The organism is Rhodococcus sp. 05-2256-B1, from assembly GCF_002258465.1.
GTDB lineage: Bacteria > Actinomycetota > Actinomycetes > Mycobacteriales > Mycobacteriaceae > Rhodococcoides > Rhodococcoides fascians.
Window position 1 is genome coordinate 214,700 of sequence record NZ_NOZA01000033.1, and the last position, 25,375, is coordinate 240,074.

At 64.0% G+C, this 25,375-nt stretch carries 24 protein-coding genes and 1 rRNA gene; 6 read left to right on the top strand and 19 right to left on the bottom strand.

The window, feature by feature from the left end; translation table 11 throughout:
* Nucleotides 1-6 precede the first annotated feature (6 nt).
* From CH285_RS23180 to CH285_RS23225, 10 genes are all read right to left on the bottom strand, one after another.
* On the bottom strand, nt 7-633 hold the full coding sequence (locus CH285_RS23180) for an SRPBCC family protein (RefSeq protein WP_027497873.1): 627 nt from the start codon (nt 631-633) through the stop codon (nt 7-9).
* Nucleotides 630-1,133, bottom strand: coding sequence for a (2Fe-2S)-binding protein (locus CH285_RS23185; RefSeq protein ID WP_027497874.1), 504 nt, complete (start codon nt 1,131-1,133; stop codon nt 630-632). Before CH285_RS23185 ends, CH285_RS23180 begins: the two co-directional genes overlap by 4 nt.
* Nucleotides 1,130-3,496: a xanthine dehydrogenase family protein molybdopterin-binding subunit gene (locus CH285_RS23190; protein ID WP_255032370.1), complete on the bottom strand. Its 2,367-nt coding sequence runs from the start codon at nt 3,494-3,496 to the stop codon at nt 1,130-1,132. Before CH285_RS23190 ends, CH285_RS23185 begins: the two co-directional genes overlap by 4 nt.
* On the bottom strand, nt 3,493-4,344 hold the full coding sequence (locus CH285_RS23195; RefSeq protein WP_032384077.1) for an FAD binding domain-containing protein: 852 nt from the start codon (nt 4,342-4,344) through the stop codon (nt 3,493-3,495). Before CH285_RS23195 ends, CH285_RS23190 begins: the two co-directional genes overlap by 4 nt.
* Nucleotides 4,344-5,774: an MFS transporter gene (locus CH285_RS23200; RefSeq protein ID WP_230591517.1), complete on the bottom strand. Its 1,431-nt coding sequence runs from the start codon at nt 5,772-5,774 to the stop codon at nt 4,344-4,346. Before CH285_RS23200 ends, CH285_RS23195 begins: the two co-directional genes overlap by 1 nt.
* Nucleotides 5,771-7,030, bottom strand: a complete 1,260-nt coding sequence (locus tag CH285_RS23205; RefSeq protein WP_094643761.1) for an FAD-dependent monooxygenase — start codon at nt 7,028-7,030, stop codon at nt 5,771-5,773. The genes CH285_RS23200 and CH285_RS23205 overlap by 4 nt, the downstream gene beginning before the upstream one ends.
* A 1-nt stretch (nt 7,031) precedes the next feature.
* Entirely contained in the window at nt 7,032-8,063 is a 1,032-nt protein-coding gene (locus CH285_RS23210) for a hypothetical protein (protein WP_027497879.1), read from the bottom strand.
* A complete protein-coding gene (locus tag CH285_RS23215; RefSeq protein ID WP_052055139.1) occupies nt 8,041-8,934 on the bottom strand; it encodes a carbon-nitrogen hydrolase family protein in 894 nt (297 codons plus the stop codon). The genes CH285_RS23210 and CH285_RS23215 overlap by 23 nt, the downstream gene beginning before the upstream one ends.
* Entirely contained in the window at nt 8,931-9,563 is a 633-nt protein-coding gene (locus CH285_RS23220; RefSeq protein WP_052055137.1) for a flavin reductase family protein, read from the bottom strand. The genes CH285_RS23215 and CH285_RS23220 overlap by 4 nt, the downstream gene beginning before the upstream one ends.
* Before the next feature lie 159 nt (nt 9,564-9,722).
* On the bottom strand, nt 9,723-10,757 hold the full coding sequence (locus CH285_RS23225; protein ID WP_027497880.1) for a formamidase: 1,035 nt from the start codon (nt 10,755-10,757) through the stop codon (nt 9,723-9,725).
* A gap of 111 nt (nt 10,758-10,868) precedes the next feature.
* On the opposite strand from CH285_RS23225, the gene CH285_RS23230 reads away from it, so the two are divergent.
* Entirely contained in the window at nt 10,869-11,939 is a 1,071-nt protein-coding gene (locus CH285_RS23230; protein WP_051365239.1) for a LacI family DNA-binding transcriptional regulator, read from the top strand.
* Here the strand turns inward: CH285_RS23230 and CH285_RS23235 are convergent.
* From CH285_RS23235 to CH285_RS23250, 4 genes are read right to left on the bottom strand one after another with little or no spacing between them, the layout of a single operon-like run.
* On the bottom strand, nt 11,895-12,833 hold the full coding sequence (locus tag CH285_RS23235) for a PfkB family carbohydrate kinase (protein WP_027497881.1): 939 nt from the start codon (nt 12,831-12,833) through the stop codon (nt 11,895-11,897). The genes CH285_RS23230 and CH285_RS23235 overlap by 45 nt on opposite strands.
* Nucleotides 12,830-14,296, bottom strand: a complete 1,467-nt coding sequence (locus CH285_RS23240; RefSeq protein WP_027497882.1) for a purine-cytosine permease family protein — start codon at nt 14,294-14,296, stop codon at nt 12,830-12,832. Before CH285_RS23240 ends, CH285_RS23235 begins: the two co-directional genes overlap by 4 nt.
* 30 nt (nt 14,297-14,326) lie before the next feature.
* Entirely contained in the window at nt 14,327-15,328 is a 1,002-nt protein-coding gene (locus tag CH285_RS23245) for an ADP-ribosylglycohydrolase family protein (protein ID WP_027497883.1), read from the bottom strand.
* Nucleotides 15,329-15,361: 33 nt separating this feature from the next.
* Complete coding sequence (locus CH285_RS23250; protein ID WP_051365410.1) at nt 15,362-16,099, bottom strand: GntR family transcriptional regulator; 738 nt, start codon at nt 16,097-16,099, stop codon at nt 15,362-15,364.
* A 283-nt stretch (nt 16,100-16,382) separates the two neighbouring features.
* Here CH285_RS23250 and CH285_RS23255 point away from each other — a divergent pair, with 283 nt between their 5' ends.
* On the top strand, nt 16,383-18,134 hold the full coding sequence (locus CH285_RS23255; protein ID WP_027497885.1) for a pyruvate dehydrogenase: 1,752 nt from the start codon (nt 16,383-16,385) through the stop codon (nt 18,132-18,134).
* 47 nt (nt 18,135-18,181) lie between these two features.
* On the opposite strand, the gene CH285_RS23260 is transcribed toward CH285_RS23255, so the two are convergent.
* Nucleotides 18,182-19,660 (bottom strand): carboxylesterase/lipase family protein, encoded by a 1,479-nt coding sequence (locus CH285_RS23260; RefSeq protein WP_094643762.1) that lies wholly within the window; start codon nt 19,658-19,660, stop codon nt 18,182-18,184.
* A gap of 140 nt (nt 19,661-19,800) precedes the next feature.
* Between CH285_RS23260 and CH285_RS23265 the strand changes: the two genes are divergently transcribed.
* On the top strand, nt 19,801-20,493 hold the full coding sequence (locus CH285_RS23265) for a TerD family protein (protein WP_027497887.1): 693 nt from the start codon (nt 19,801-19,803) through the stop codon (nt 20,491-20,493).
* Nucleotide 20,494: 1 nt separating this feature from the next.
* Here the strand turns inward: CH285_RS23265 and CH285_RS23270 are convergent, their stop codons facing one another.
* Nucleotides 20,495-21,586 (bottom strand): DNA polymerase IV, encoded by a 1,092-nt coding sequence (locus tag CH285_RS23270; protein ID WP_094643784.1) that lies wholly within the window; start codon nt 21,584-21,586, stop codon nt 20,495-20,497.
* A gap of 34 nt (nt 21,587-21,620) precedes the next feature.
* On the opposite strand from CH285_RS23270, the gene CH285_RS23275 reads away from it, so the two are divergent.
* The gene (locus tag CH285_RS23275) at nt 21,621-22,049 is read left to right on the top strand and encodes a DoxX family protein (RefSeq protein WP_094643785.1); all 429 of its coding nucleotides are present in this window, start codon (nt 21,621-21,623) and stop codon (nt 22,047-22,049) included.
* On the opposite strand, the gene CH285_RS23280 is transcribed toward CH285_RS23275, so the two are convergent.
* Nucleotides 22,043-23,035: an isopenicillin N synthase family dioxygenase gene (locus tag CH285_RS23280; protein WP_027497890.1), complete on the bottom strand. Its 993-nt coding sequence runs from the start codon at nt 23,033-23,035 to the stop codon at nt 22,043-22,045. The two genes, CH285_RS23275 and CH285_RS23280, sit on opposite strands and share 7 nt — an antisense overlap.
* 86 nt (nt 23,036-23,121) lie before the next feature.
* Between CH285_RS23280 and CH285_RS23285 the strand changes: the two genes are divergently transcribed.
* Nucleotides 23,122-23,790 (top strand): SIMPL domain-containing protein, encoded by a 669-nt coding sequence (locus tag CH285_RS23285; RefSeq protein ID WP_027497891.1) that lies wholly within the window; start codon nt 23,122-23,124, stop codon nt 23,788-23,790.
* Nucleotides 23,791-23,814: 24 nt separating this feature from the next.
* Nucleotides 23,815-24,564, top strand: a complete 750-nt coding sequence (locus CH285_RS23290; protein WP_230074967.1) for a YqjF family protein — start codon at nt 23,815-23,817, stop codon at nt 24,562-24,564.
* Between the two features lie 122 nt (nt 24,565-24,686).
* On the opposite strand, the gene CH285_RS23295 is transcribed toward CH285_RS23290, so the two are convergent.
* Together CH285_RS23295 and rrf are read right to left on the bottom strand one after the other, a co-directional pair.
* Nucleotides 24,687-25,145 carry a DUF6188 family protein gene (locus CH285_RS23295; protein WP_255032369.1) on the bottom strand — a complete coding sequence of 153 codons (459 nt, stop codon included), beginning with the start codon at nt 25,143-25,145 and terminating at the stop codon, nt 24,687-24,689.
* A gap of 133 nt (nt 25,146-25,278) precedes the next feature.
* Nucleotides 25,279-25,375 (bottom strand): 5S ribosomal RNA (gene rrf, locus CH285_RS23300); the annotation flags it as partial.

Here is a 25,375-nt window from a genome sequence, read left to right on the forward strand (position 1 = left end):
GCGAACCTACCGACGTCCGAAGGCTCTGGAGACCAACCAGCCCTCGACCATTCCGGCGAGAAAGATCCCCGCGACCGGTGCGTACTTGCGCACCGGTTCGGGCATCAGAGACATCGCATTCAATTCGCCGCCCATCGGACTCGGAACAGCGGTCTTCACTGCTGCAGGCGCGGTGGGATCGGCCGTAGCCGAACCACTGAGCAACGCACCGAGATTGACGGCGAACTGTTGCAACACCTTGTTCGACACCGCCACGATCGCGCCCTTGCCGAACGAGACGATCTTGCCGCTGATCACCAGATCGGTGTTCAGGGTCAACCGCGAACGGTCACCGATCGACTCGACCGCGAGATCGACCTGAGCCTCGGCATCGCCGTTTCCGTGCGAGTCCGCACCCTTGGCTTCGAGTGTGAGCGTGCGGGTCTCGGCGTCGACTTCGAGGAACCGAATCGTGCCGGCGTACGACGCGCTGATCGGCCCGACCTTGACCTTGACTCCGCCGAGGAACGTCTCACCGTCCTTGCCGGTGATCGCGGCCCCTGGTACACAGGTCGCCACTTTCTCGACGTCGTTGATCAGCCTGAAAACGTCGTCCGCGGACGCGTCGATGTCGAGGGTGTTGGTCAGTATCACTGGGAAACTCCTTTCGCGCAGCCGACGCAGCGGCGCTGTTCGGCGCACGAGTCGATGGCCTCGACGATGGTCTGGTATCCGGTGCAACGGCAATAGTTCGAGGCAACCACCTCGCGGATCTTTTCCTTGGTGGCATCGGGATTGTCGGCAAGATATCCCTCGGCCAGCATCAGGAATCCCGGCGTACAGAATCCGCACTGCAGTCCGTGGTGGTCCGCGAACGCTTGTTGCAGATCGTTCAATTCGCCGTCGATGCTCAGTGATTCGACGGTCCGAATCTCGGAGTTCTCCACCTGCGCGGCAAACGTCAAGCATGCGCGCGCCGGCTTGCCGTCGATCAGGACAGTGCAGGCCCCGCAGACGCCGTGCTCGCAACCCACGTGAGTTCCGGTCAACTGCAGGTCGTGCCGTAGTACGTCGACCAGGGTGCGGCGTGGTTGGGTGATCACCTCGTGCTCGGTACCGTTGACGGTCAGTTCGATCAGTTGCTTGTTGCTCATGGCCTTCCCTTCGCCAGCGCCGCATGTACAGCAACGGGAGTGATCGGTGTGTCGTTCAGTTCGACTCCGGTGGAACGCAGTCCGTCGTTGACCGCGTTGAGCACCGCGGCCGGTGCGCCGATAGTTCCACCCTCACCGGCTCCTTTGGCCCCGGATTCGGTGAACAGGCAGGGAGTTTCGAGGTGGTGGATCTCGATGTCTGGAATTTCGCACGCGGTGGGCACCTTGTAGTCGATGAAGCTGGCGCACAGTGGGTTTCCATGATCGTCGTACGAGACCTGCTCGAACAACGCGCCCGCGATACCCTGGGCGATCCCGCCGCGACACTGGCCCTCGACGATTTTCGGATTGATGGCCACCCCGCAATCCTCGACGCACACGTACTTCAGGATCTCCACTTGCCCGGTGCCCTCGTGTAATTCGACGACGACGCCGTGTGTGGCGTTGGAGAACGTGCCGTCGTTGAACACGTCGAAGCTGGCCGTCGCGGACAGTCCGGGTTCGACGCCCTTCGGTAGCAGTTGCGCCTTCAGATACGCGACGTCGGCGATGTCCCGGTAGGTGACGTACTTCGAGTGGTCGTCGCGCTGACGTACGCGCCCGGAGGCCAGCTCGACGTTGTCGTCACGTGTCTCCAGCAGGTGCGCCGCGATCTCACACAGTTTGTCTCCCAGCTTGTTCGACGCCAACGCCACCGCACTGCCGCCGATGGTGATCGAGCGGGAGGCGAACGACCCGAAGCCGTACGTGATGCGGTCGGTGTCGCCCTGCACGATCTTCACCTGTTCGACGCCGATGCCGAGACGATCTGCGACGATCTGCGCCATGGTGGTCTCGTGACTCTGCCCGTGGCTCATCGTTCCGGTGGTCACGACGACGGTGCCGGAGGTGTCCATCCTGACCTCCGAGATGTCGAATCCGGGGACCACGTTCATCTTGCGGGCCGCGAATGCGCTGCTGCCGTATCCGGTTCGCTCGCTGAAGCACGAGTAGCCGATGCCTATGTGTCGGCCGTCTGCGGTCGCCCGCTCCTGAAGGTCGTACCAACCGCCGTCCCGCAGCGTCTGCTCGCACAGGTTCAGGGCCTCGAGGTACGAGCCCGGGTCGTAGGTGATGTTGTTGACACCGGTGTACGGGAAAGCGGTGATCACGTTGCGCCGCCTGATCTCCACCGCATCGAGCGCCAGTTCGCGAGCCGCTCGCTCGAACAGCCGCTCCATCACCATCACGTACTGCGGGCGTGACACTCCGCGGTACGGCGCGGTCGGTGCCTTGTTGCTGAACACCGAGCGCCCTCGTACCCGGTACGCCGGAACCTGGTACACCCCTGGCATTTCCGCCGACGCCATCAGCGGCTCGATACCCGCGGTGAACGGGTAGCAGGAGTACGCGCCCATGTCGCACACGACATCCGCGTCCAGGCCCAATATGTGTCCCTCGGAGTCGAACGCTGCCCGCACGTCGTACTGCTGTTCGCGCGCCAGGAACGAGGCCGTCAGTGCGTCCTTGCGGTCCTCGATCCATTTCACGGGACGGCGGAGCTTCAACGCTGCCGCGGCGACTGCAATTTCCTCGCGACCGACGACGCACTTCTGCCCGAAGCCGCCGCCCATGTCGGGTACCACGACGCGCACCTGGCGCTCGTCGAGTCCGAGGCAGAGCGCGGTGACGGTGCGAACCTGGTGTGGGACCTGCGTGCAGATATAGATGATCAATTGCTCGTCGCGGTCGTCCCAGTACGCGATGCATCCGCGGGTCTCGAGAGGCAGTGCGTTCTGACGTCCGGTTCTGGACTGCACGGACACCACGGTGTGCGCGTCGTCGAATATCTCGTCGATGCCGTCGGTGGCGAACATCTGCACGTCCACGACGGTGTTGTTCGGAACCGAATCGTGAACCAGCGGCACGCCTTCGGACATGGCCTGATCTGCGGAGGTGACAGCGGCGACAGTCCGGTACGACACTCGTGCCGCTTCGAGTCCGTCCTCGACGCTGTAGGCGTCGGCGGCGACGACGATGGCCAGCGGCTCACCGACGTAGCGCACGACGTCGTGCGCCAGCACGGGCATGTCGGTGGGCACGAATTCGGTCAGAGGACGGGACAATTCGGCTCGGATCGGCCTCAAGTCCAGGTCCGCCGCGGTGAACACACCGCGCACTCCCTCGACTCCGGCGACATCACCGACGTCGAGACCGGTGATGGCTCCGGCCGCGACGGTGCTGCGGACGAACTGCGCGTGCAGCATGCCCGGCATCGCGATGTCGTCGACGAATCTGCCACGGCCGGTGAGCAACCGTGGATCTTCCCGGCGTGCGACCGAGGTACCGACGAATTTCGGCGTGAGAACCTGATCGACGCTCACGTGGGCACCCCCTGCGACACCAGCGCGTCGCTGCAGGCTTCGACGACCAACGTGCGCACCAGGGTGCGGCGGTACTCGGCGGTGAACATGCCCTCGTCCTCCAGTTCCAGTGCTTCGGCTGCGGCGTCCGCGCAGTCGGCGAACGTTCCACCGGCGGCGAGCGCGGCTTCTCCTGCGGGCGATCGCATCGGGGTCGCGCCGACCCCCGCAAGGGCGACGCGTCCGCCGACCACGGCCACGCCGTCGAGATCGAGGGACACTGCTGCGCCCACGATCGCGAAATCTCCCTGCCGCTCGGCGTATTCGGTCACTGCGGCATGCGGTGCCGGGTTCGGGAACACGATCTCGACGATCATCTCGTCGAACGCGAGATCGGTGGAGTAGTACCCGAAGAAGAACGAATCTGCCTCGACGGTTCGCCGCCCCCGCACGCTCTCGACGACGATGCGGGCGTCCAGCAGGATGGCGAGCAAGCACCATTCGGCGGTGGCGTCCGCATGGGCGATGCTGCCACCGACGGTGCCGCGGGTACGGATCGGGTAGTGCCCCACCCACCGCATGGCATCGCGTAGAACAGCGAAGTCTGTTCCCACGTCGCCGGATTCGACGTCATGGTGGGTGGTGAGCGCTCCGATGTGCAGGCCGTCGGATTCTCGGCGGATGTAGCTCAGAGTGTTCAACCCACCCACGTCGACCAGATGCCCGGGCCGGGCGAGGCGGAAGTTCATCATGGCGACCAGGGACTGGCCTCCGGCGATGATCTTCGCGTCCTCGCCCAGCTCGGCCAGCAGGCGCACTGCACCCGAGACATCGCGCGCCCGGTGGTAGTCGAACTGTGCGGGCTTCATCAGACCCGAGCCTCGCCTGCGACTACCTCGGTGGGTTCGTCGACCAGGGTGTCGAGTTCGCGGCCCTTGGTCTCGGGTGCGAAGTACGCCATCCAGATCACCGCGAACAACACGAACGCGGTGACGATGCCGAAGGTCAACGGCAGACCCAGGATCGGCCACATGACGGAGCCGAAAAGCAGCGGCGCAAAGCCCGTGGCCACCCGACTGACCGAGGAGGCGTACCCGAATCCCGAGGCGCGAATGTTGGTGGGATACAACTCCGACACGTAGCAGTACAGCACGGGGATGGTCAGCTGGATGACGAATCCGAAGATGCCGAGCCAGATCAGCGCTGCCGATTGAATGTCGAGCATGACGGCGAACATGACCAGCGCACTGCCGGCGATCGGGCCGGACAGTCCGATGACCCACTTGCGTCCGAAGATCTCGACGATGAACGCGGAGGTGAGCACACCGACGATACCGACTCCGGTCATGAGCGTCGTACCGGCGAAGGCCGCGAATTCCCCGTAGCCCTCGGCCCGCAGGATGGACGGCATCCAACTCAGCGCGGCGTAGTACAGCAGCATGATCGACACGAACAGCATCCACGCTGCGGCAGTGATACGTGGGCTGTAGCGCCACACCGATTTCAGCTGCGTCAGAGCAGCTTTCATGCCGCCTGGACCCTTCGGGGCGGTATCGGCGACGATGACGTACTCGACGGCGTCCGATCCGGTACGAGTCACCATGTCGTCTATGACGGCACGGGCCTCGACTTCACGGCCGACCTTGGCGAGGTAGATCGGCGACTCCGGGATGCCGCGCCGGACCCAGAACAGCAGCAGCGCAGGCAGAACCATGAACAGCAGCATGTAGCGCCAGCGAACATCGCCGTCGATCGGGACGAGCAGTGTTGCCACGACGCCACAGATGGTGGCACCGATCGGCCACCAGACGTCCATCGCGGACAGAATCTTGCCGCGAATGCGACGTGGCGAGAATTCGCTGACCAACGCGTAGTCCACCGGGATGCAGCCGCCGAGGCCGAACCCTGCGAGGAACCTCAGAACGATGAAGATCTCGAAGCTCGGTGCGAAAGCACCGAGGACCGAGAACAGCGCAAAGATCAACAGCGTCAACGAGAATGCGCGTTTTCGCCCGACGCGGTCGGCGATCGTTCCCCACACGACGGCTCCGACGGCCATACCGATCAGGTTGCCGGTGGCGACGAGACCGCGCTCGGCCTGGGACAGATCCCAGTAACTTCCGAGCAGGGGCGTCAAGAAGCCGTTCAGCGCCACGTCCCAGGCGTCGAACATGTAACCCAGCCCGCCGATGATGAAGATCTTGCCCTGCACTCCCCATTTCCAGGGGAGCTCCTGTACTACCTGATCACCAGTCTTCATCGCAGCCTCCGGCTCGGTGTTGTGGTCCGAGATCGTCATCGGACGAACGAGTAATGGAATTTCTCGTCGTCGCTGTCGTCGAGCGGTGTACCGCTCCACAGCCAGTCGTACGAGATGTCGGACTCCCCATCGAACGACGCCAGTGTCGCGTCCCGCTTCTGCTGCTCGGGTCCATCGGGTATGTGGTAGAAAGTCTTGTTCTGCAGGCTCGCATCCTGCACCATCCGCGCGTGCCGGGCCCGACGAAAGACGTAGCGCGCCAACGCGTCGTCGATTCCGTTCGAGGTCACCTTCGCGAGTTCCTCGGCGAGCACCGCCGCATCTTCCATGGCCTGCGATGCGCCCTGCGCCTGGTACGGCAGCATGGCGTGGCAGGCATCGCCCAGCAGCGCGACGCGTCCGTCGGTCCAACGCGGGTCGGGTCTGCGGTAGTAGAGCGCCTGGCACAGCACGTTCTCGTCGGCCTTGGACAGCATCGCGTGGGCGCGGTCGTCCCAGTCCGGGAACGTCGCCATCAGTTCCTCGGGCCCGACGAGCCGCGGTCCGCCGTCACGTACTTCATCCGTACACGGTGCCAACGCAACGACATTGAGGTACTCGCCGTTGCGGATCATGTAGTGCACCAGGTGACGGTCGGGTCCGTACCAGATGGTGCTCTGGTAGCGATCTACGAGCCAGCGGGTTGCCGGATCCTTGACGATACGGTCGCCGGGAATGAGTGCGCGATACGCCATTTCGCCGGAGAACACCAGCGTGTCGGGCAGGCCGATGAGATCGCGTACCGTCGAGCGGATTCCGTCGGCTCCGATGAGCAGATCCGATTCGTACCGTCGTCCCGCTCCGGTGACTGCGACGGGCCGCATCGGGTCGGTGCGGTCGACCTCGACGACCTTCGCGTCGGTCTCGAACACTACAACCGGGCCGGGGCCGTCGGGGTCGAGGCACTGCGCATGAATGGCAGAGTGCAGGTCTGCGCGGTGGTAGTGCCAGTACGGCGCGTTGAACGTCTTCTTGCAGTATTCGCCGAGCGCGGTGAGCGCGATGACCTTCCCGTTCTCCCAGCGCCTGCGCACCTGATCCATCGGCTCGGTTTTGATCTCTTCGAGTTTCTCTCGCATACCGAGGGCGATGAGAATGCGGCTGGCGTTCGGTGCGGTCTGGATGCCTGCTCCGACCTCGCCTAGCTCGGCGGCGGCTTCGAGTACCGTCACCTTGATTCCTCTGTGCCGCAGCGAAAGCGCTGCGGTCAGCCCGCCCAGGCCGCCGCCGGCGACGACCACTTCGATCGGAGCCATGTCAGTTCTCCACCAATCGACCTTCGGTGACGACGTCGATGCCGTCGATGGATACGGTGCAGGCGCGCATTCCGATGTCGAGGTGTGCGTATGAGTCTCGGCCGAGTACAGGGTGCGGGCCGGTGGACCACAGGAAACTGCCGGCGAACGCTCGCGCGTCCATACCCATGATGTCGTCCTTGCCGTACATCGCGGCCGCGAACCAGTCGCCGGTCTTCATCAAGCCCCAGCCCATGTGGGACAGGTAGCGCGCCCACTTGTCGTTGGAGTCGGCGAAGAACATGTTGAGCAGTGCAGCTTCACCGCCGCCGGTCACCTCGTCGATGTGGCCGTTGGTGACCGTCAGCGTCGTCTCGTCCCGGACGTATTCCTTGAACGGCAACAAGATATCGCCCTCGGACAGCACGATCTTTCCGTTCGAGATCTCCGGCCAACACAACACCATGGTGGACGGCCAGTGATCCCAGCGGCCCTTGTCGTCGGCGAAGCCCACCTGGAACTCGGGCTGCGAATTGCTCAGTTGCACGGTGAGATCGGTACCGGCTTCGTTGGTGATGCGCATGGTCGAACCGTTGCGGATCAGATCGACGCCTGCCTGGACCCGCTCCTTGTCGCCGTCCTGCGGCATATTCCTGATAAGCACGTCCGGGGCGTCGCACACGAAGATGATGCGTGTTCCGGCGGCCAGGATCTCTTGCTGGATAGGCGCGTGAATGAAGCCCTCGCTGGTCAGATCGACCACGAGATCAGCTCCCTTGAGCATGTCCTGTGCGACCGAACTGTTCATGACCGACACAAGACCGGGGCCCGCACCGGTGTGGGTGCTCGGCATCGGTGCCGGACTGCCGCCGGGAACGGTGGCCGAAAGTACCTGTGCCCCCAAACTTTGAGCCGCTCCGAAGGCAGCCGAGACGTAATCCCCACGGCTCGAAGGCTCCGCGAGAATCACCACCTGCTCTCCTGGCTGCACTTTGCACAGCTCGAGCTGACGGGTGAACGCGCGCAGGAGATCAGCTGATCGCAGATCGAACATCTCGGTTCCTCTCGTGAGGGTTCTCGGTTGAATCGTTCTCGGTGATTCCGCCCAGGCGGGCAAGGTCTTTCAGATAGGGAATTTCGTCGCGTGCGTCGAGCAACTCACGGCGAGTCACTGTTGCCGAGACCGATCCGACGCTCTCGTCCATCTCGACGATGGTGCGACCTTGCGGTCCGACTATGACGCTGTGGCCCGCGAACCGTGGGCCGTCGCCGGTCTGTCCGGTGAGTCCGGCGGCCGCGACGACGACGCCGTTCTCGAGTGCTCGGGAACGGGTGAGCAACTTCCACACGTGCAAACGGACGTGTCCGAATGCCGACGGTACGGCGATCACATCGGCTCCTCGCTGGACGAGGTCGCGGACCGTCTCGGGGAACCCTGCCTCGTAGCAGATCACGACGCCGATGGTGCCGAACGGAGTGCTGACCAGCAGTCCGCTCTCAGCGCCAGGAGTGAACACCGATTTCTCTCGGTCCCACAGAAAGCGCTTGTGTCCCAGAGCGATCAGGCCGCCCGGGCCCACGACGAGCGAGCTGTCGAAGACGATTCCGTCGGCATCACGAAACGCGATGGCCGTCACCAGAACCGTGTCGGTCTCGGCGGCCAGCGCTCCGAGTGCGGTCGACGTTCGACCGGGTACGGACTCTGCCATGGTTTCGACGCCGTCGAGATCGTAACCGCTGGCGAACAATTCGGGCAGAACGATCACCTTCGACCCGCTCGCGGCGAGAGCCTGCACCTCTGCGCGCACCGCGTCGATGTTCTGCTGCCAGGCTCCGATTCGCGAACCGGTCTGCACCACAGCGATATCGAACGTATCGACAACCGACTCGGTGTCGACGCCGCGCAGCCGGGCCGAGGCGGTCACTGCGCCACCCGGTTCATGTCTGTGGTGTAGAACGGGCCAGCCAGCCTGCCGAGAAAACGGTGTTCGAGAGTATCGACGTGCAGGTCGGCAGTGAGCAGGCCAGGCCTACTGGTCACCGCCGTCACGGTCCCCAACACCAGAGTGTCCGTGCCGAGTGCAATTTCCTGCATCGTGCGGCATTCGAGAGACACCAGGGATTCGAGCACCGACGGGGCCTCGACCGACACCGACGGCACCGCGGTCATGTGCGAGAGCTCGAATTCGTCGACATCGGCATCGACGGTGGCGAAACTCGCGGTCACCGCATCCACGGTGTCGGCGGACGGGATGTTGACGACGAATTCGCCGGTGTCGCGAATGTTGACCAGTGTGTCCTTGAGCTCTCCGGGGAACCCGATGCGTTCACCGATGGAGATCATCAGCGTCGCCGGATTGCGCGAGGCGACGTTGAAGAAGCTGAACGGTGCCAGGTTGCGGACGCCGTCGCCGGAAACGGTCGAGATCCATGCGATCGGACGAGGCTGCACCGCACAGGACAGCAGTTTGTACACATCCCCCGACGACATCGATTCGATGTCGTGGCGGGTGCGATCCGTGAGCTCCAGAGAGTCGCCTACCTGGGAAGTCATCGAAACGAGCCTTCTTTCGCTTGCTGTGCAACCGGTCGTGCAACCGATTGCGTTGCCCTGACGATAGAGGGGTTTCTCGGTCGATGTCGAGCTTTGGGCCACAAATCCGAAACCAATTAATGGCACCGTTACACGGGCACCGGCTGCGTAACCTGCGCCTTACTCGCCGCGCATCCCGGCCCTGGCCGTATCGATCGGACTGCCGTCTCGACGCGGCGGCCCGTACCCCTCCGAGGACCCGTCGACAATGCGAACCTCGTCCTCCCACGGAACTCGGTAGGTTCCGTCGGCGAGATCGCGGACGTAGGTGTACGGGCAGTCACGCGCCCCTCCATCGAGCGCGGTGTACCCACGATGCCCCAGTTGATAGATGTTGTTCTCCACTCCCCACTCGCGACGTGCCGCGTCGGCCCTGGCCGGCTCGATCGACACGGTCACCACCCGATCGGGTGTGGAATCGCCGCGCTCGATGATCGTTCCTTCGTAGTCGCACACCATCGCCTCCCCCATCGACGGGATGCCGTTGCCGTCCTCCCCCGCCAGACAGACCGAGGCCGTGTACGCCAGGTTGTGGAATGCATTGGCCTCGTTGGTGATACGCCAGGACTGCCGAAGAGGGAACTTGTAGCCGGCCGTGCGCAGCAACACGTTGGCACCACGGTAGCTCGCTTCACGGGCGACTTCGGGGAACATTCCGTCGTGACAGATCAACAGCGACAGCACCGAACCCTTCGGTCCCGGGCAGACCGGCAGACCGATGTCGCCGGGCTCCCACGGCTCCTTGGGCGTCCAGGGGTGAAGTTTGCGGACGTACAGGGCAATCTCACCCTGATCGTCGACGATTATTCCTGAGTTGAACGGCGCTCCACCGGGGTTGCGTTCCATGATGCTGAAGCACCCCCACACCGTCGACTCACGGCACGCGTCGCGCAATCGCTCCACCTGCGGACCGTCCATGTCGCACATCACCTCGTCGGACGCCCACGACGATTTGCGTAGACCGTGCAGCGAGTACTCCGGGAAGACCACGAGGTCGAGCGCCGCGAACCCGGCCTTCGCCTCGCGCAGCTGCCTGCACACGCGATCGGTCGTCGCGTCGACATCGTCCAAGCTCGTGATCAGCGGAACCTGCTGCTGAACCAGGCCGAGCGTGAGTGACGTCGGCGACGGATTGAGACCACCAAGACCTGTCATCTATTGTCCGTTCCTAGGGGCAACTTGTTGCGCAAACGATTGCGCACGGTGCTAGCTTAGGGGTCATCAGGGGTCGGGGCAGCGCCGACGGAGGATCGAGGGGAACCGCCAGTGGACAGCACCAGTTCGGGGAGCGTCACGCTCAAAACGGTCGCAGCGGCTGCGGGAGTGCATGTTTCGACCGTCTCTCGTGCTCTGCGACGCGTTGCGCTCGACCCGGCAGGTGCGAGCGCCGGAGATCTGCGATTGTTCGAGCTGGCCCGCGATATGGACTACGTCCCCAACCCCAACGCGGCGAGCTTGACCACCAAGAAATCCACTGCGTTCGGAGTACTCGTCCCGCGATTGACCGATGTGGTGCTCTCTGCGATGTACGACGCCATCGAGGAAACAGCGAATCGTGCCGGGTACGAGACCTTCGTCGCCAACACCCACGACGATCCGATTCAGCAGCGTCGACGCATCGACCTGTTGCTCGGCCGCAACGTCGACGGCCTCATCTTCGGTGATGCTCGCCTCGACAGCGAGAACCTCGAAAACCTCCAGCGCCGAGGGATCAAGTTCGTGCTCATCAGCCGCAGATACCCGGGCATGACCTCCGTGACGTGCGACGACCATCGGGGCGGCTACCTCGCCGGTGAGCACCTGGCCGGACTGGGCCACACCCGAGTGGGGATCGTGTCCGGCCCTGCGTGGGCCAGCACCGGAATCGACCGCTTGGAGGGCTGCCGCGCTGCCCTCCGCGACGCAGGCATCGACGTTCCGGACGAGTACGTACGGGAAGAGGGGTTCGATCCCGATGCCGGAAGGCGCGGGGCGAGCGCCCTTCTGTCGCTGCCGACTCCCCCGACGGCGATCTTCGCGACCAACGATTTCAGCGCCATCGGAGTGCTCGGCGTGCTGCGTCAGTCGGGTCTGCAGCCAGGACGCGACGTAGCCGTCGTCGGCTACAACGACATCTCGATCTGCAGCGAGTTGACCGTTCCGTTGACGACGATTCACAGCCCACACCGCGAAATCGGCACGCGCGCAGCAGAGATGCTGCTGGCGGTCACCCATGGACTTCCGGTGTCCTCGATGGCGTTGACACCGACCCTCGTCGTGCGCGACTCGACGGTTCCAGGACGGAGTCGTCTCTCACCCGTCGAGAGGACGACCGCGGATCAACGCGTCGGTACGTGACCGAGGCGGAGCCGTCGCCGGTCCTCGCTCGGTGACCGCAAGTGCTGCAGCAGCATTGGCCCGCAGCGCCGCGTCGTACAGACCGAGCCCACGGGACAGCCCTGCCAACAACACCCCGGCGTGAGCATCGCCCGCGCCGTTCGAGTCCACCGCCTGCACCTCGAACCCCGGAACCGATTGCGACGTCCGTCTACCGCCCGCGATTCGACAACCGTCCGGACCGGTACGGAGTACCACCGCCGCATCGGGCCGCACCCTCGTCACCAATTCGGCCGCGATGGAATCGATATCGACCTCATCCGTCATGAGCATGCCCTCGCGTAGATTCACGCTCACGACGTCGGCACGGGCGAGAACGGCGTCCACCACGTCGCGGTTCAGCGTGGCGATCAATGGAGACGGATCGAACAGCACCGTGACGTCCGCGGGAAGCGTCGGCAGCCACGCGGTCAATGCTGCGGCGTTGCTCTCGTGCGCCAGCCCGTAGCCGGTGACGTACACCAAGTCTGCACTCCGCACCCCTGCCGCCTCGAGGTCCCCGACACCAAGTTCCGCCTCGGCCCCCGGGTAGGTCACGAACGTGCGCTCGGTGTTCGCATCGACGAGGGCGATACAGAACCCCGAGTCCTGTTCAGACGGTGCGGTATTGACTATGCGGGCACCGCTGGCGGACAGAGCTTCGCGGACGATCGAACCATAGTGACCGGACCCGTATCTGCCGGCGAAGATCACCGGCAGATCATCACGAATCGCGGCGACCATCACGTTGAGTCCACCGCCCGCGGTCTCGTTCAGTGACGTCGCTACGACGTCACCTCCCGGAACCGGCACTTCGGGTACGGCCATCACCACGTCGACGATCACCTGACCGGTATGGATCAGTCGCGGACTCACCGAGAGACCGTCTCGGTCCGCCGCGCTCCACCGGTGACGAGATAGAGCCCGGCGGCGATCACGAACGACGCCACCCAGCCGAGTCCGTTGTCACCGATCCAGCTGCCGGACAGCGGTCCGGTGTAGATCACGTCGCCGTCCACCGTGATCGCAGTGAACAGGAAGCCCACCACGATTCCCGCCGCCCAGCTCGCGAAGGCGTACCAGTTGACTCCGCCGGTGTACCAGTAGCGACTGGTGTTGCCCACGTTCATGATCGATGCCGCGTCGTACGTCTTCCGTTTGATCATGTCCGTCATGAACACACCGAGCCATGCCGTCAGAGGTACGGCGAGAACCGAGATGAAGGTGATGAACGGTCCGTAGAAGCCGTCGGAGATCAGCATGAAATAGATGGCGCCGACGAACGTGACGAAGACGTCGACTCCGACCGCATAGACCCGCTTGATCCGGAAACCGAGGGTCAACGTGGTGAGACTGGCCGAATACACCGAAAGATGGTTGGACAACAGCAATCCGCCGAATGCGGTGATCAGATACGGAACGGCCATCCAGGCCGGCAGAATTTCTCGGATTGCCGCAACCGGATCCGATGCGGACGCAAGGCTGTTGTCGCCTGCCGACAGCAGCGCGCCGAGTCCGATCAGCAGAACGAGGGGAATTCCGGCTCCGGCCGCGCTGGACAGCACCAACGAGCCGGCTCCCACACTCTTTCGTTGATATCGCGACATGTCGGCTCCGGCATTCGCCCAACCGATACCTGTTCCAGCAGCTATGGTTCCGACACCGATGACCATCGCACTGATGGATCCGGCCGGGGTACTGGTCACTGCAGTCCAGTCGACGGTGGCGATCAGGAAGATTGCGACGAAGATGTTCAGCGCACCGAAAATCCACGTGGACCAGCGTTGGATGACGAGGATCGCCGCATGCCCCAGACCGCTGACCACCAGTGTGAGCACGATGAAGACGACGATGGAGACGATCGTGACGACGGCATGATCCTTCGCGACGCCGGATCCACCGAAGATCAGTGTGAAGATCGACAGCAACACGAATGCCGCGGTCGTGGTGTTGACGGTTTCCCAGCCGAGTCGCGACATCAGCGAGACCAGTGTGGGGCCGATGTTTCCGCGAACCCCGAAGGTGGCTCGCGACAACGTGAGACTCGGTGCCCCGCCACGTTTACCGGCAATCGACACGATTCCAACGATGGCGAACGAACCCGCCGCGCCCACCAGGGCGACAATCAATGCTTGCCAGATATTCAGACCGGTGAAGACCACCAGGGTAGCCCCGAGCGGTAGACCGAGAATGGAAATGTTCGCGGCGAACCACACCCAGAACAACTGCAGCGGATTACCGTTGCGCTCGTCGTCCGGGACTGGCTCGATCCCCCGAGTTTCCAGGGACAATACGTCGACTGTCGTGTCCGATGCAGACGTGGAAGCGGATGAGGTCATGGTTGTGCTCCAAGGGTGAGTCGAACTGTGTCAGTTCGTGTTACGGAGAGCAAGCAGTCGGTCGACGATGGGCTCCAGATCGAGCTTGTTCACGTCGGTTACCGTTCGTATCGCTTCGCCGGGCCACGCTGCCAGGCCGCCGACGGCACCGCGAATTGCGCCGGCTATTGCTGCGATCGTGTCGGTGTCGCCGCCGATGGTGGCGGCTGCCAGTACGACGTCCCAAGGGTCGTCGTACGCAACGGCCAGAGCGAAGGCCGCTACCACTGATTCCTGTGACGCGACGGACGTGCCGATGACGTCTGCCACTGTGTCCGTGATGGGCCGGTCGGCGGACTTGCCGACCAGCTCGACTGCCCAACGAATACGGGCTGCGATGTTTCCACCGGCGACCCAATATCCCCGGGTGGCCCCCTCGGTGGCGGCGGCGACACCGATGTCGACCGCCTCGTGCAATTCCGCACCCGCGATCCCGGCGCTGATGGCTCCGGCAACCGCTGCGGCGGAGGCTATTCCGAGTGACGTGTTGTGGGTGACGAAACTGCAACTGTAGATCGCGTCGACGAACGGCGCGATACCGCCGTCCAACGATGCCGCAATTGCCGCAGGTGTGATTCGCATGGCCGCACCGTTGGTGCTGCCGAACTTGCCCGCCTCGTTCGGGTCGGAGCCGTCGAGTATTCGTTCCACAGCTCGCTTGGTGGACGGCCCGAGCAGATCCAAAGATCCGCGCGCGGACATCTCGGACTCCCACGCGATCAAGGCGCGGGCGAAAGCCGAGGGATCGACCCTACCGTCACCGTCGATGATCAACTGGGCCAACATGATCGCCTGCTCGGTGTCGTCGGTGATCGAGCCCGCCGACATGCCGTGCGCGATCCGCTGACGGGGACCGGCGGCGACGAATCCGCGTAGTTGGCCGTAATCCTCAGCAATGTCCCCGCGACACATCGATTGCGTCGGCATTCCCAGCGCGTCTCCCAGCGCCAGGCCATAGAAAGCCCCGAGGGCGCGATCGCGTGAAGCAGACATCGAAACAGTCCTCGCAGAGAGTGGGGTCATCGGTCAGGAATTGAAAGTGAGATGGAGCCGAAATCGGTCGGGCGCGAGCAGGCTGACGACCTTCTCGACGAACCGACCCGACGCGTCTCGACTGACACGAATGCTGTGCAGGTACGGGGTGCCCACCGGCACTTCGAGAACGGCTGCATCGGCCGCGTCGACGGGAACCACCGAGACCCATTGCTCGCCGCTGGCAGCCACGAGCCCCGCAGACCTCAAGGTTGCCGTCAGCGATTCTTCTACCAATCCGTTCTCGGGCAGGTCCGCAAGCGAACCGAGCGCCGGAACACGGCTACGCTCCAGCGACACCGGTCGCCCGTCGACCACGTGCCGCACTCGGTCGACGGCAACGAAGTTCAACGTGGAAGTACCGGCCTCGGCTGCCAACTCGGGGTCGACGATGCGCTCGACCCGGAGAGTGCGGGTGTGCATCTCGACGCCCGCGGAGGACAGGGCCCGCGCCCATCCGTCCGCAGTCTCGATCTGATGACCATCGAAGGTGACGAGTGATCCTATGCCGCTTCGCTTTTGGATGAGGTTCTGTTCTTCCAATTCGCTGAGCGCCGATCGGATGGTTCCGCGACTGACCGAGAACTCGCGGGCAAGGTCGTTCTCTCCGGGCAAGAACGAGCCTGAGGGGATGTCGCCGGACTCGATGGTGTTCTTGAGCGAGGCGAGTACCTGTTGGCGCTTGTGCCGTGCGCGTTCCGGTGTGCGCTGAGTCATAGCGGGCTCGGTCATGTCAGTACCGTACATCCCACGAATGAACCTGTACAGAGCCTGTTCATTTGAATGTCGCCATCGGCAGACAGCACGTCAGGACAGCCCCAGTCTTCGATGAGTGCTGGCAGGAATTTCGCCACGTGACGGAGATCGCGTCGGGCCTCTACCTGGGCTTTGCTCTTGCGGTAGCGATCGCGCTGCACTTCTATGTTTCGTACACCCTCGGCGCCGGGAAGGCGTCGAGAATGCGCACAGGGCACATCGACCCCGAGGCGCGCTACTACATCCGAGGAGAAAAACTATGTCCACCACAGTGGCCGATCAACTCGTTCGCGGACTCGTCGACGCCGGAGTTCGGCGCATCTACGGAATCGTCGGCGACAGTCTCAACCCGGTGGTCGACGCGGTGCGTCGGACCGGAGGGTCGGCCAAGGGCGGCATCGACTGGATCCATGTTCGCCACGAGGAAGCCGCGGCGTTCGCGGCATCGGCGGACGCGCAGACCACCGGCACCCTCGCCGTGTGCGCCGGCTCCTGCGGACCGGGTAACCTGCATCTGATCAACGGGCTGTTCGACGCACACCGTTCCGGCGCACCGGTTCTCGCGATCGCATCCCACATTCCCAGCAGCGAGATCGGGTCGGGGTACTTCCAGGAGACGCATCCCGATCGCCTGTTCGTCGAATGCTCGCTGTACAACGAGTTCGTCTCCACCGCCGAGCAAGCACCGCGCGTCTTCCGCGCCGCGATCAACGCAGCGATCACCGGCGGCGGAGTATCGGTGGTGACGCTCCCCGGTGACATCGCCGAGCTGTCCGCTGCCGGCGCAATGGATCCCATCGCCATTCCGTCGACTCCCGTCGTCACTCCGCCCGCCGCCGACATCCAACAGCTGGCCGACGCCATCAACAAAGCCGAGAAGGTCGCGATCTTCGCCGGCTACGGCGTCAAGGGTGCCCATGACGAGGTCGTCGCATTCGCCGACACCATCGGCGCTCCCGTCGGACATTCGTTGCGCGGCAAGGAGTTCATCCAGTACGACAACCCGTACGACGTCGGCATGACCGGCCTGCTCGGCTACGGAGCTGCGCACGCCGGTATCCACGACGCGGATCTGTTGATCCTGCTCGGCACCGACTTTCCGTACCAACAGTTTCTTCCCGAGGATGTCGCGACCGCGCAGATCGACATCGATCCGACCAAGTTGGGCCGCCGTACCTCGGTGAAGTACCCCATCCACGGAGACGTGAGTGCAACTCTGAACGCGTTGGCTCCGTTGGTCACTCGCAAGACCGATCGCCGCTACGCAGAGAAGTGGTTGGACAAGCACAACGACCTGATGGGCAAGACAGTCGGCGCGTACACCCGCAATGCCGAGAAGCTCGTGCCGATCCATCCCGAGTTCGCCGCGTCCGTGCTCGACGATCTGGCCGACGACGATGCCGTGTTCACCACCGACACCGGTATGTGCAACGTGTGGACCGCCCGATACATCAACCCCACCGGCAGAAGAGCTTTCGTCGCGTCGATGCTGCACGGCTCGATGGCCAACGCGCTACCGCACGCCATCGGGGCGCAGTTCGCGCACCCGGGCCGTCAGGTCGTCTCCATCTCGGGTGACGGTGGATTCTCGATGATGCTCTCCGAACTCCTCACCGTGGCGATGTACAAGTTGCCGGTGAAGATCGTCATGTTCGACAACTCGACCCTGGGCATGGTCAAGGCCGAGATGCTCGTCGACGGCCTCCCCGACTTCGGTGTAGACGTGCCACAGGTCGACTACACCGGAATCGCCAAGGCTGCGGGCATTCACGCGCAGCGCGTAGACCAGCCGGGTGATATTCGCGGCGCACTCGAAACCGCGTTCGCCACGGACGGGCCTGCCCTGGTGCAACTGATCACCGATCCGCTGGCACTGTCGGTGCCGCCGACCCTCACCGGCGAGCAGCTCAAGGGCTTCGCGCTCGCGATGAGCAAGGTGGTTCTCAACGGCGGTGTAGGAGAAGCAGTTCGGATGGCGAAGTCGAACCTGCGTAACGTTCCGCGTCCCTGATCGAGACCCAGCACCGGTGGTACGGCCTGTACCACCGGTGCTGTCGTCTACCGGATCTTGTCCCACAGCTCCCGCTGCGCCGCACGAGGATCCTGCACCGAAGCCGACACCTCGTCGAATGTCATGACCGTTCGCTCCGCCCTGTACGGGGCCCAGCCCGGGTCGCCTGCCGTGACAAAGTCCACCCAGGCGCGGTGAGTCCGGTCGGCGAGTTTCTGCGGAGGGTTCGGCCCGAGGAGCAACCCTCCGGTGCCCTCGGCGAGGTTGTCGAAGACGAACGGGATCTCGATTGCATGGCAGGCACCCAGCTTGCCCTCGTACGACGGTGACGGCCAAGCGAATTCGTACATATACGTCGCGGAACCCGAACGAGCCTCGGCGATACGGATGACAGGAATTCGGAAGAACCAGTCGGTCATCGCGGCCATCATGACCTCACCTGCGGTGGCGTCGGGTGTGTTGGCGCGGTAGAGCTCGAGCACCCGGTCTGCGTCGGCGCCCATGCCCGCCACGGCCATTCGCAGCAGATTCTCGTCGATGTGCCGGAACACCCCGCTGGGTACGAAGAACAGCGCATGTTCGTCGGAGTTGGATCCGACCATGATCTCGACGTCTGCGGCGGAGCCGGCGGCGATCGCATCGATCGGCCGGGCCGGCACCACATCCCCGTCGATGTGCGGCTCGTACGCCATGACGTTGAGGACCAGCTCGCCCCACAGACGCGGATCGGGTTGCTTGGCAATACGATTCGACAGCGCGGTCTGCGCGGCCGTCAAGTCCGCCACCGGCACCGAACCGAAACCCTCGACGGTGGGTTCCACACCGAGGTCCGACGCCAACGCCGCGGTCACCTTTTTCGCGGTCTCCTCCGTCAGCACATGGTGCCCGCCGCCGCTCTGCAGGATGGCGCGGCGGAACAGCCCCTTCGCGCGAGGCATCGACAGCAGAGTGCCCACACTCATCGCGCCCGCCGACTCCCCCGCAACCGTCACCTGGGCGGGGTCGCCGCCGAACGCCGCAATGTTGGCGGCCACCCATTCGAGCGCCGCAACCTGATCCAGCAGACCGCGGTTGGCGGGCGCTCCGTCGATCGCCAGGAATCCGTCGACGCCCAATCGGTAGTTGATGGTGACGCACACGATTCCGTCGCGGGCGAACGCGGTGCCGTCGTACGTGGGTACCGCGCCGCTGCCGTTGGTGAACGACCCACCGTGAATCCATACCAGTACCGGCAACCCCGCAGCCTCGACGTCGGGCGTCCAGACATTCACGTTCAGGCAATCGTCTCCGTCGATCGCCACCTCGGACAGAATCTGGTCGATCGGGCTGGGAAATCCGGGCTTGGGAGCCGTCGGGCCGAATTCGGTGGCCTGCCGGACGCCCTCCCACGACTCGGGTTGCTGTGGTGCCTGGAAGCGGTGTGCACCGAAGGGCGGTGCCGCGTACGGGATTCCCTTGAAGGCGCTCACCCCCGCAACTGTGCGACCACTGAGTTTCCCTTGCGCGACCTCTACGACCGGGTTCATCGGTTCCTTTCGGTTTCGAACGTGAGAACTCCATAGTGCACTCCCGGCCCACGTCGTCGACCCCGGTTGCGGTTATTCTCGACGGACCGCCCAAACCGGACATCGCGATCCGGAACTCGACCGTTTCGGAAGGCTCCACGATGGCCATCGACTACACCCGCAAGCCCTCCCAGCCCGCCCAGCCCGCCGCGTCGGTCAACCTGAGCAAGGTGACGCTGTCCAAGGCGTCGCCCACCATCAGTTTGACCAAGTCCGGTGAGAAGCAGGGGTCGATGCGGGTGAATCTCAACTGGTCGAGCGGGGCACCTGCCGCGCAACCGAAGAAGAAGGGCTTTCTGGCGAAGCTGGCCGCCGCGTCGTACGGCACCGGAGGGGTCGACCTCGACCTCGGCTGCCTCTACGAGCTGCGCGACGGTTCCAAGGGCGTCATTCAGGCACTGGGAAACAGCTTCGGGTCGTTGCAGCAGCCGCCGTTCATCGCGCTCGACGGCGACGACCGCTCGGGCTCGGTCAGCGGCGGAGAGAACATGCACATCAATCTCGCCGACCCCGACAAATTCACACGCATTCTGATCTTCGCGATGATTTACGACGGCGCGCCCAACTGGGCTGCGGTCGACGGCGTGGTGACCCTGTACCCCACCAGCGGTCCACAGGTGGAGGTTCGCCTGGACTCGGCCGAGAACTCGGCACGGATCTGCTCGATCGCGTTGCTGCAGAACACGTCCGCCGGGATCACCGTGACGCGCGAGGTGGAGTACATCCAGGGCAGCCAAGCCGATCTCGACAAGAAGTACGGCTGGGGAATGAAGTGGGCTGCCGGCCGAAAGTGACCTAGGACGCTGGTTTCGGTTGCGGCGGAACCATTTCCAGTCGCACACCGATCAAGCGAACCTCTCGACTGTGGTCGAGCCGGTCCACCAGGGCCACCGCGGCCGACGTGAGAGTCGCTGCATCGAAGGTTGGCGGGCCCGCGATCGGCGCGCTGACGGTATGCGTCTCGAACGGGGCATACCGGATCTTCAATGCTGCGCGGACCGCAGGTCGGTTCTCGCTTGCGATGTCTGCGAGCACCTTCGACGTCAAATTCGCGACCTCGTCCCTGATCACGGTCCAGTCGGCGACGTTGGTCTGGAACGTGACTTCCCGACTATGAGATCGCGCGACCCACGGTTCGGATGTCACCGGGGACAGCTCGATCCCCCTACCCTTCGTACCGAGCCACGGCCCGATCTTCGGCCCGAACGCCGCGGCAAGGTCTGCGTCGTCCGCATCGGCCAATTCACGGACGGTGGTGATACCGAGTGCAGCAAGCCGGGTGGAGATCTTCTTGCCGATTCCCCACAGCGCATCGGTGCCGCGCTCTCCCATCACCTCGTACCAATTGTCCTGGGTGAGTTGGTAGATACCCTGAGGCTTGTCGAAATCGGTGGCGATCTTCGCTCGAAGCTTGTTGTCCCCGATCCCGACCGAGCAATGCAGCCCGGTCGCATCGAACACCGCGTCGTGCACGGTCCTGGCGAATGTCCTCGGATCGTCGGTCTCGACGCCCAGGAAGGCCTCGTCCCAGCCGATCACCTCCACCACCACCCCGAGGGAACGCAACGTGTCCATCACCGTCGCCGACGCCTCGTCGTATGCCGGCTTGTCGACGGGAAGAAAGACGGCGTCGGGAATCTTCTTCGCTGCGATCCGCAGCGGCATTCCGGATCCGACGCCCTTCGCCCGCGCCTCGTAGGACGCCGTCGACACCACCCCACGCTCGGTCGGATCTCCCCTGCCGCCGACCACGACGGCTTTGCCCACGAGGTCGGGGTTCCTCAGCACCTCGACCGCTGCGATGAATTGGTCGAGATCGACGTGCAGTACCCAGCGCCGCCGAGTGGCATCGGTCGACGCATGCTCGGTCGTGGTGGTCCCGGTCATGGTCACCAGTGTGCCCGTGGTGTCTCATGGCGCAATGACGAAATCGATATCTCGGACCATCGGCCGGATCGTGCTGGGAGCATTTCTCGTCTTCGCCGGTCTGAGCCATCTGTTCTGGGCACGCAGCACCTTCGCGGCCCAGGTACCGATATGGATGCCCGTCGACACCGACTTCGTCGTCCTGGCTTCGGGCGTCGTCGAGATCGTTCTCGGTCTTGCTCTCCTGTTCTGGACTGCTCGCTCAGCACTCGTGGGATGGGTGGTGGCCGCCTTCTTCGTCGCCGTCTTCCCAGGAAACATCTCTCAATTCGTCACGCACACCGACGCGTTCGGTCTCGACTCGGATGCCGCACGCGGCATCCGACTGCTGTTCCAACCCCTTCTGATCGTGTGGGCGCTGTGGTGCACCGGTGCCTGGGCACAATGGCGCGCCTCGAATGAGGGTCGCAGCCAGCGTCACTGAGCGGAGCTGTGCCCGGCGGGAACGATGCCGTGGTGTAACAGAGCCACGTCGGGATGTGCGCGCGTACGGGATTTCCAGGCGTTCGCCCCGTAGGTGTCGTAGATGGGGTTGGCGGGATCGTCCTCGACGCCACGTGAGTGCCGTGCCAGTTCCGGTGGCAGCGTGATGATCGGTACGACGGCATCGAGTGCGGGACTGAGGAAGTACGGCACCGATACCCGGTCGGTACCCGGCCCGGGGGCGATCACCCGATGCCGCGTCGCGCGGAGGTAGCCGCCCGTCGCCACTTCCAGCAGCTCACCGATGTTGACGATGAATGCGCCCTCCAGAGGCGGCACATCGACCCAGCTATCCGCGGTCGTCTCCACCTGCAAACCGGCCGAGTCGGGTTCGACCAGGAGCAGCGTCAACACCCCAGAATCCTTGTGCGCACCCACACCCTGTGAGTGATCCGGCGTCCCCGGGTAGCGCACGACTTTCATCAACGTTGCCGGCGCCGTGCCGAACGCGTCGTCGAACACGTGGTCGTCCGCGCCGAGAGAGGCCGCCCAATGTCTGAGCAGCGCGAGTCCGATCTGCGACACCGATCGCTCCCACTGCTCGAACGTCTCGCGGAAGCCCTCGGGCTCGGACGGCCACAGGTTCGGTCCTTGCAGATTCCAGTAGCCCTGCGCATGCTCGATCGCCGGCCGCTCGGGACCGATGTCGATCTGCTCGCGCCAATCGACCCGACCGTTGGTCAGCTCGCCGCCCACTCGCGAGTAGCCGCGAAAGTGTGGGCTCTTCAGTTGACTGATCTCGTCCTTGACGGCGTCGGGCACCGCGAAGAATGCCCGCGCCGAACGCAACACGTCGGCCATCCGGTCGGTGCCGATGCCGTGTCCGACGAGGTAGAAGAACCCCGAGTCGTGGGCTGCCTCGCGCAGAGCTCGTCGGAAGGTCTGTGGGTCGTGTTCGGACGACTCGAGATCGAGAACAGGGAGCATGACCCGATTGTCCTCCGCACCTGACGCGTCGGCCAGCAGTGTTGAGATTCGATGAATCTCCGTGCCCGGATGCCAGACTGGACGCCATGAGCCCGGAAGCACTCGACATCACCGTCGTCGGTCACGGCGAGGTGACCTACCCACCCGAACAATGCACGTTGTCCCTGACGGTGCGTACCGACGGCCGCAGCGCCGAGTCCGCGTCGGAGCCGGCGGGGCAACTCGTACGTGAGCTCACTCGCCTCATCGAACCCCTCTACAACAGTGAACACGGGCCGATCGATCGATGGACCATCGATCAGGTTCGGCGTTCCCGTCACCGCCCGTTCAATCAGGACGGCGAACAACTTCCGTACGTCTATCAGGCCGAAGCGTCCGTCGAAGTGAAGTTCAGCCAACTCGACCTGGTGGATGCCTTCGTGTACGCGGCATCCGCTCTCGACGGGGTCTCGATCGACCACTTCGACTGGGACCTCACCGAACCGAGCAGGAAAGCCCACACCCATGAGGTCCGCGAACGTGCAGTGCAGGATGCTGTGTCCAAGGCAGAGGCCTATGCGTCGAGCCTGGGAAGGGTGAATGTGACGGCCGTGGCCGTTGCCGATCCCGGACTGCTGACGGGGTCTGCCGAACGCGGCGTCACCGAGCCGACCCACCGCATGCTTGCCGCACAATCCGGGCCCGCCGCGTTCGCCCTGAAGCCCGAGAACATCACGATCTCCGCCAGCGTGCACGCCAGATTCACCGCCTCCTGACGTGGCGCGCCTACCCTCGAATACATGAACCGCGACGATGCCCGACGCCTCTGGCCCCGGCCACCGCTGTTGCCTCGTCCGATTCTGATGGACCAGCGGTGGGAACGACTCGTCTTCCTACACTGGCGAGTACCGAGTTCGGTTGTAGCGCCGCTGTTACCGGACGGGTGCGTACCGGACGAGTTCGACGGTTCGTCGTGGGTCGGTCTCATCGGGTTCCACATGGTCGGTGCTGGTCTCGGATATCGGCACCCGGTGCCGTACTTCGGGACCTTCGGCGAGATCAATGTACGGCTGTACTCGATCGACGCAGAAGGCCGACGCGGTGTCGTCTTTCGCTCCCTCGAGGCGACCCGACTCGCAGTCGTCGTGGGCACCAATGCCGCACGTATCCCCTACCGGTGGGCATCGATCGATATCGACGACGACAAGCGAGCAATTTCCTACCGAAGCCGGCGGCTGGCACCGCCGAAACGCGGTGCGACGACGGACTTCGGCATCGTCCGGGGCACACGCGACATGTCCGACGACCCGCTGGCGGTCTTCCTCACCGCACGCTGGGGACTGCACACCGCGCTGGGCGGACGCCTGCTGTACGTGCCGAACGTGCATCGACATTGGGCCCTGGTGGACGCGGAACTGACCCACTGCTCGGATCAGTTGGTTGAGGCTGCGGGTCTACCGGGGGTCTGTACTCGAACACCCGACTCGGTGCTGTACTCGGACGGGGTCGCAACTCAGTTCGGCAAGCCCTATGTGGTGCGTGGTCGGTAGAAGATGACGTGCCCGGACGACAACTCGACGACCCAGTCCCCGCCCGCGTCGGAACTGACAGTAACGCTCTCCCGAAGCACCAAGTAACCCGCGTCGAGCGGTAGATCGAAATTCAGGCAAGTTCAGTCGGAGAATTCTACTGAAGCATCGTCGCCGGTAGATATCCGAACGACGGTCGCACCGATCGAGGGCAGACCCTCCCGAGTGGATACTTCGTCGCTTCGGTGCGGCGGTGCCGGCCACGATTCGACGGTGCCCTCGGCACCACACAGCACGGTCGACCCGTCGGCCGCACAGAATTCCCACGACTCGACCTCGGGTCGTGGATGGGCCACAACTCGCGTCCGTCCGTCGAATGTCAGACGGAGAACACCGGATTCGTCGAACTCGGCATCATCGCAGACGAGACCGAGCAACACGGCGAACGCCCTGAGTCCCTCGAATTGATTGTCTTCGTCGACGACAAGATCATCTACGACGACTTCACTGAACGCGACAGTGGCACCGCTGTCGAATTCGATGGTCAGATCGAAATCGAGCAGAACCTTGTGGACGCGCTGGCCGTCGACGGGAAGTTTCATCGAACACGACTGTGCCACACGAATCCAGCGCGGTACACAGTGCGCACGCGTTCTTTCGATCGTGCTGTGTGGGTAGTGGTTTCGAATGCAAAATACCCCTGACCGTGAGGTCAGGGGCATTTTGGGATGTTGTGTTCGGCGGTGTCCTACTCTCCCACACCCTGTCGAGTGCAGTACCATCGGCGCTGGAGGGCTTAGCTTCCGGGTTCGGAATGGGACCGGGCGTTTCC

What these genes read in the sequence shown, in the direction of transcription:
- CH285_RS23185 (WP_027497874.1), bottom strand. Translation starts at nt 1,133, where the DNA reads ATGAGCAACAAGCAACTGATCGAACTGACCGTCAACGGTACCGAGCAC.
- CH285_RS23195 (WP_032384077.1), bottom strand. Translation starts at nt 4,344, where the DNA reads ATGAAGCCCGCACAGTTCGACTACCACCGGGCGCGCGATGTCTCGGGT.
- CH285_RS23200 (WP_230591517.1), bottom strand. Translation starts at nt 5,774, where the DNA reads ATGACGATCTCGGACCACAACACCGAGCCGGAGGCTGCGATGAAGACT.
- CH285_RS23205 (WP_094643761.1), bottom strand. Translation starts at nt 7,030, where the DNA reads ATGGCTCCGATCGAAGTGGTCGTCGCCGGCGGCGGCCTGGGCGGGCTG.
- CH285_RS23210 (WP_027497879.1), bottom strand. Translation starts at nt 8,063, where the DNA reads ATGTTCGATCTGCGATCAGCTGATCTCCTGCGCGCGTTCACCCGTCAG.
- CH285_RS23220 (WP_052055137.1), bottom strand. Translation starts at nt 9,563, where the DNA reads ATGACTTCCCAGGTAGGCGACTCTCTGGAGCTCACGGATCGCACCCGC.
- CH285_RS23225 (WP_027497880.1), bottom strand. Translation starts at nt 10,757, where the DNA reads ATGACAGGTCTTGGTGGTCTCAATCCGTCGCCGACGTCACTCACGCTC.
- CH285_RS23240 (WP_027497882.1), bottom strand. Translation starts at nt 14,296, where the DNA reads ATGACCTCATCCGCTTCCACGTCTGCATCGGACACGACAGTCGACGTA.
- CH285_RS23245 (WP_027497883.1), bottom strand. Translation starts at nt 15,328, where the DNA reads ATGTCTGCTTCACGCGATCGCGCCCTCGGGGCTTTCTATGGCCTGGCG.
- CH285_RS23250 (WP_051365410.1), bottom strand. Translation starts at nt 16,099, where the DNA reads ATGACCGAGCCCGCTATGACTCAGCGCACACCGGAACGCGCACGGCAC.
- CH285_RS23255 (WP_027497885.1), top strand. Translation starts at nt 16,383, where the DNA reads ATGTCCACCACAGTGGCCGATCAACTCGTTCGCGGACTCGTCGACGCC.
- CH285_RS23260 (WP_094643762.1), bottom strand. Translation starts at nt 19,660, where the DNA reads ATGAACCCGGTCGTAGAGGTCGCGCAAGGGAAACTCAGTGGTCGCACA.
- CH285_RS23265 (WP_027497887.1), top strand. Translation starts at nt 19,801, where the DNA reads ATGGCCATCGACTACACCCGCAAGCCCTCCCAGCCCGCCCAGCCCGCC.
- CH285_RS23270 (WP_094643784.1), bottom strand. Translation starts at nt 21,586, where the DNA reads ATGACCGGGACCACCACGACCGAGCATGCGTCGACCGATGCCACTCGG.
- CH285_RS23275 (WP_094643785.1), top strand. Translation starts at nt 21,621, where the DNA reads ATGACGAAATCGATATCTCGGACCATCGGCCGGATCGTGCTGGGAGCA.
- CH285_RS23280 (WP_027497890.1), bottom strand. Translation starts at nt 23,035, where the DNA reads ATGCTCCCTGTTCTCGATCTCGAGTCGTCCGAACACGACCCACAGACC.
- CH285_RS23285 (WP_027497891.1), top strand. Translation starts at nt 23,122, where the DNA reads ATGAGCCCGGAAGCACTCGACATCACCGTCGTCGGTCACGGCGAGGTG.
- CH285_RS23290 (WP_230074967.1), top strand. Translation starts at nt 23,815, where the DNA reads ATGAACCGCGACGATGCCCGACGCCTCTGGCCCCGGCCACCGCTGTTG.
- CH285_RS23295 (WP_255032369.1), bottom strand. Translation starts at nt 25,145, where the DNA reads ATGAAACTTCCCGTCGACGGCCAGCGCGTCCACAAGGTTCTGCTCGAT.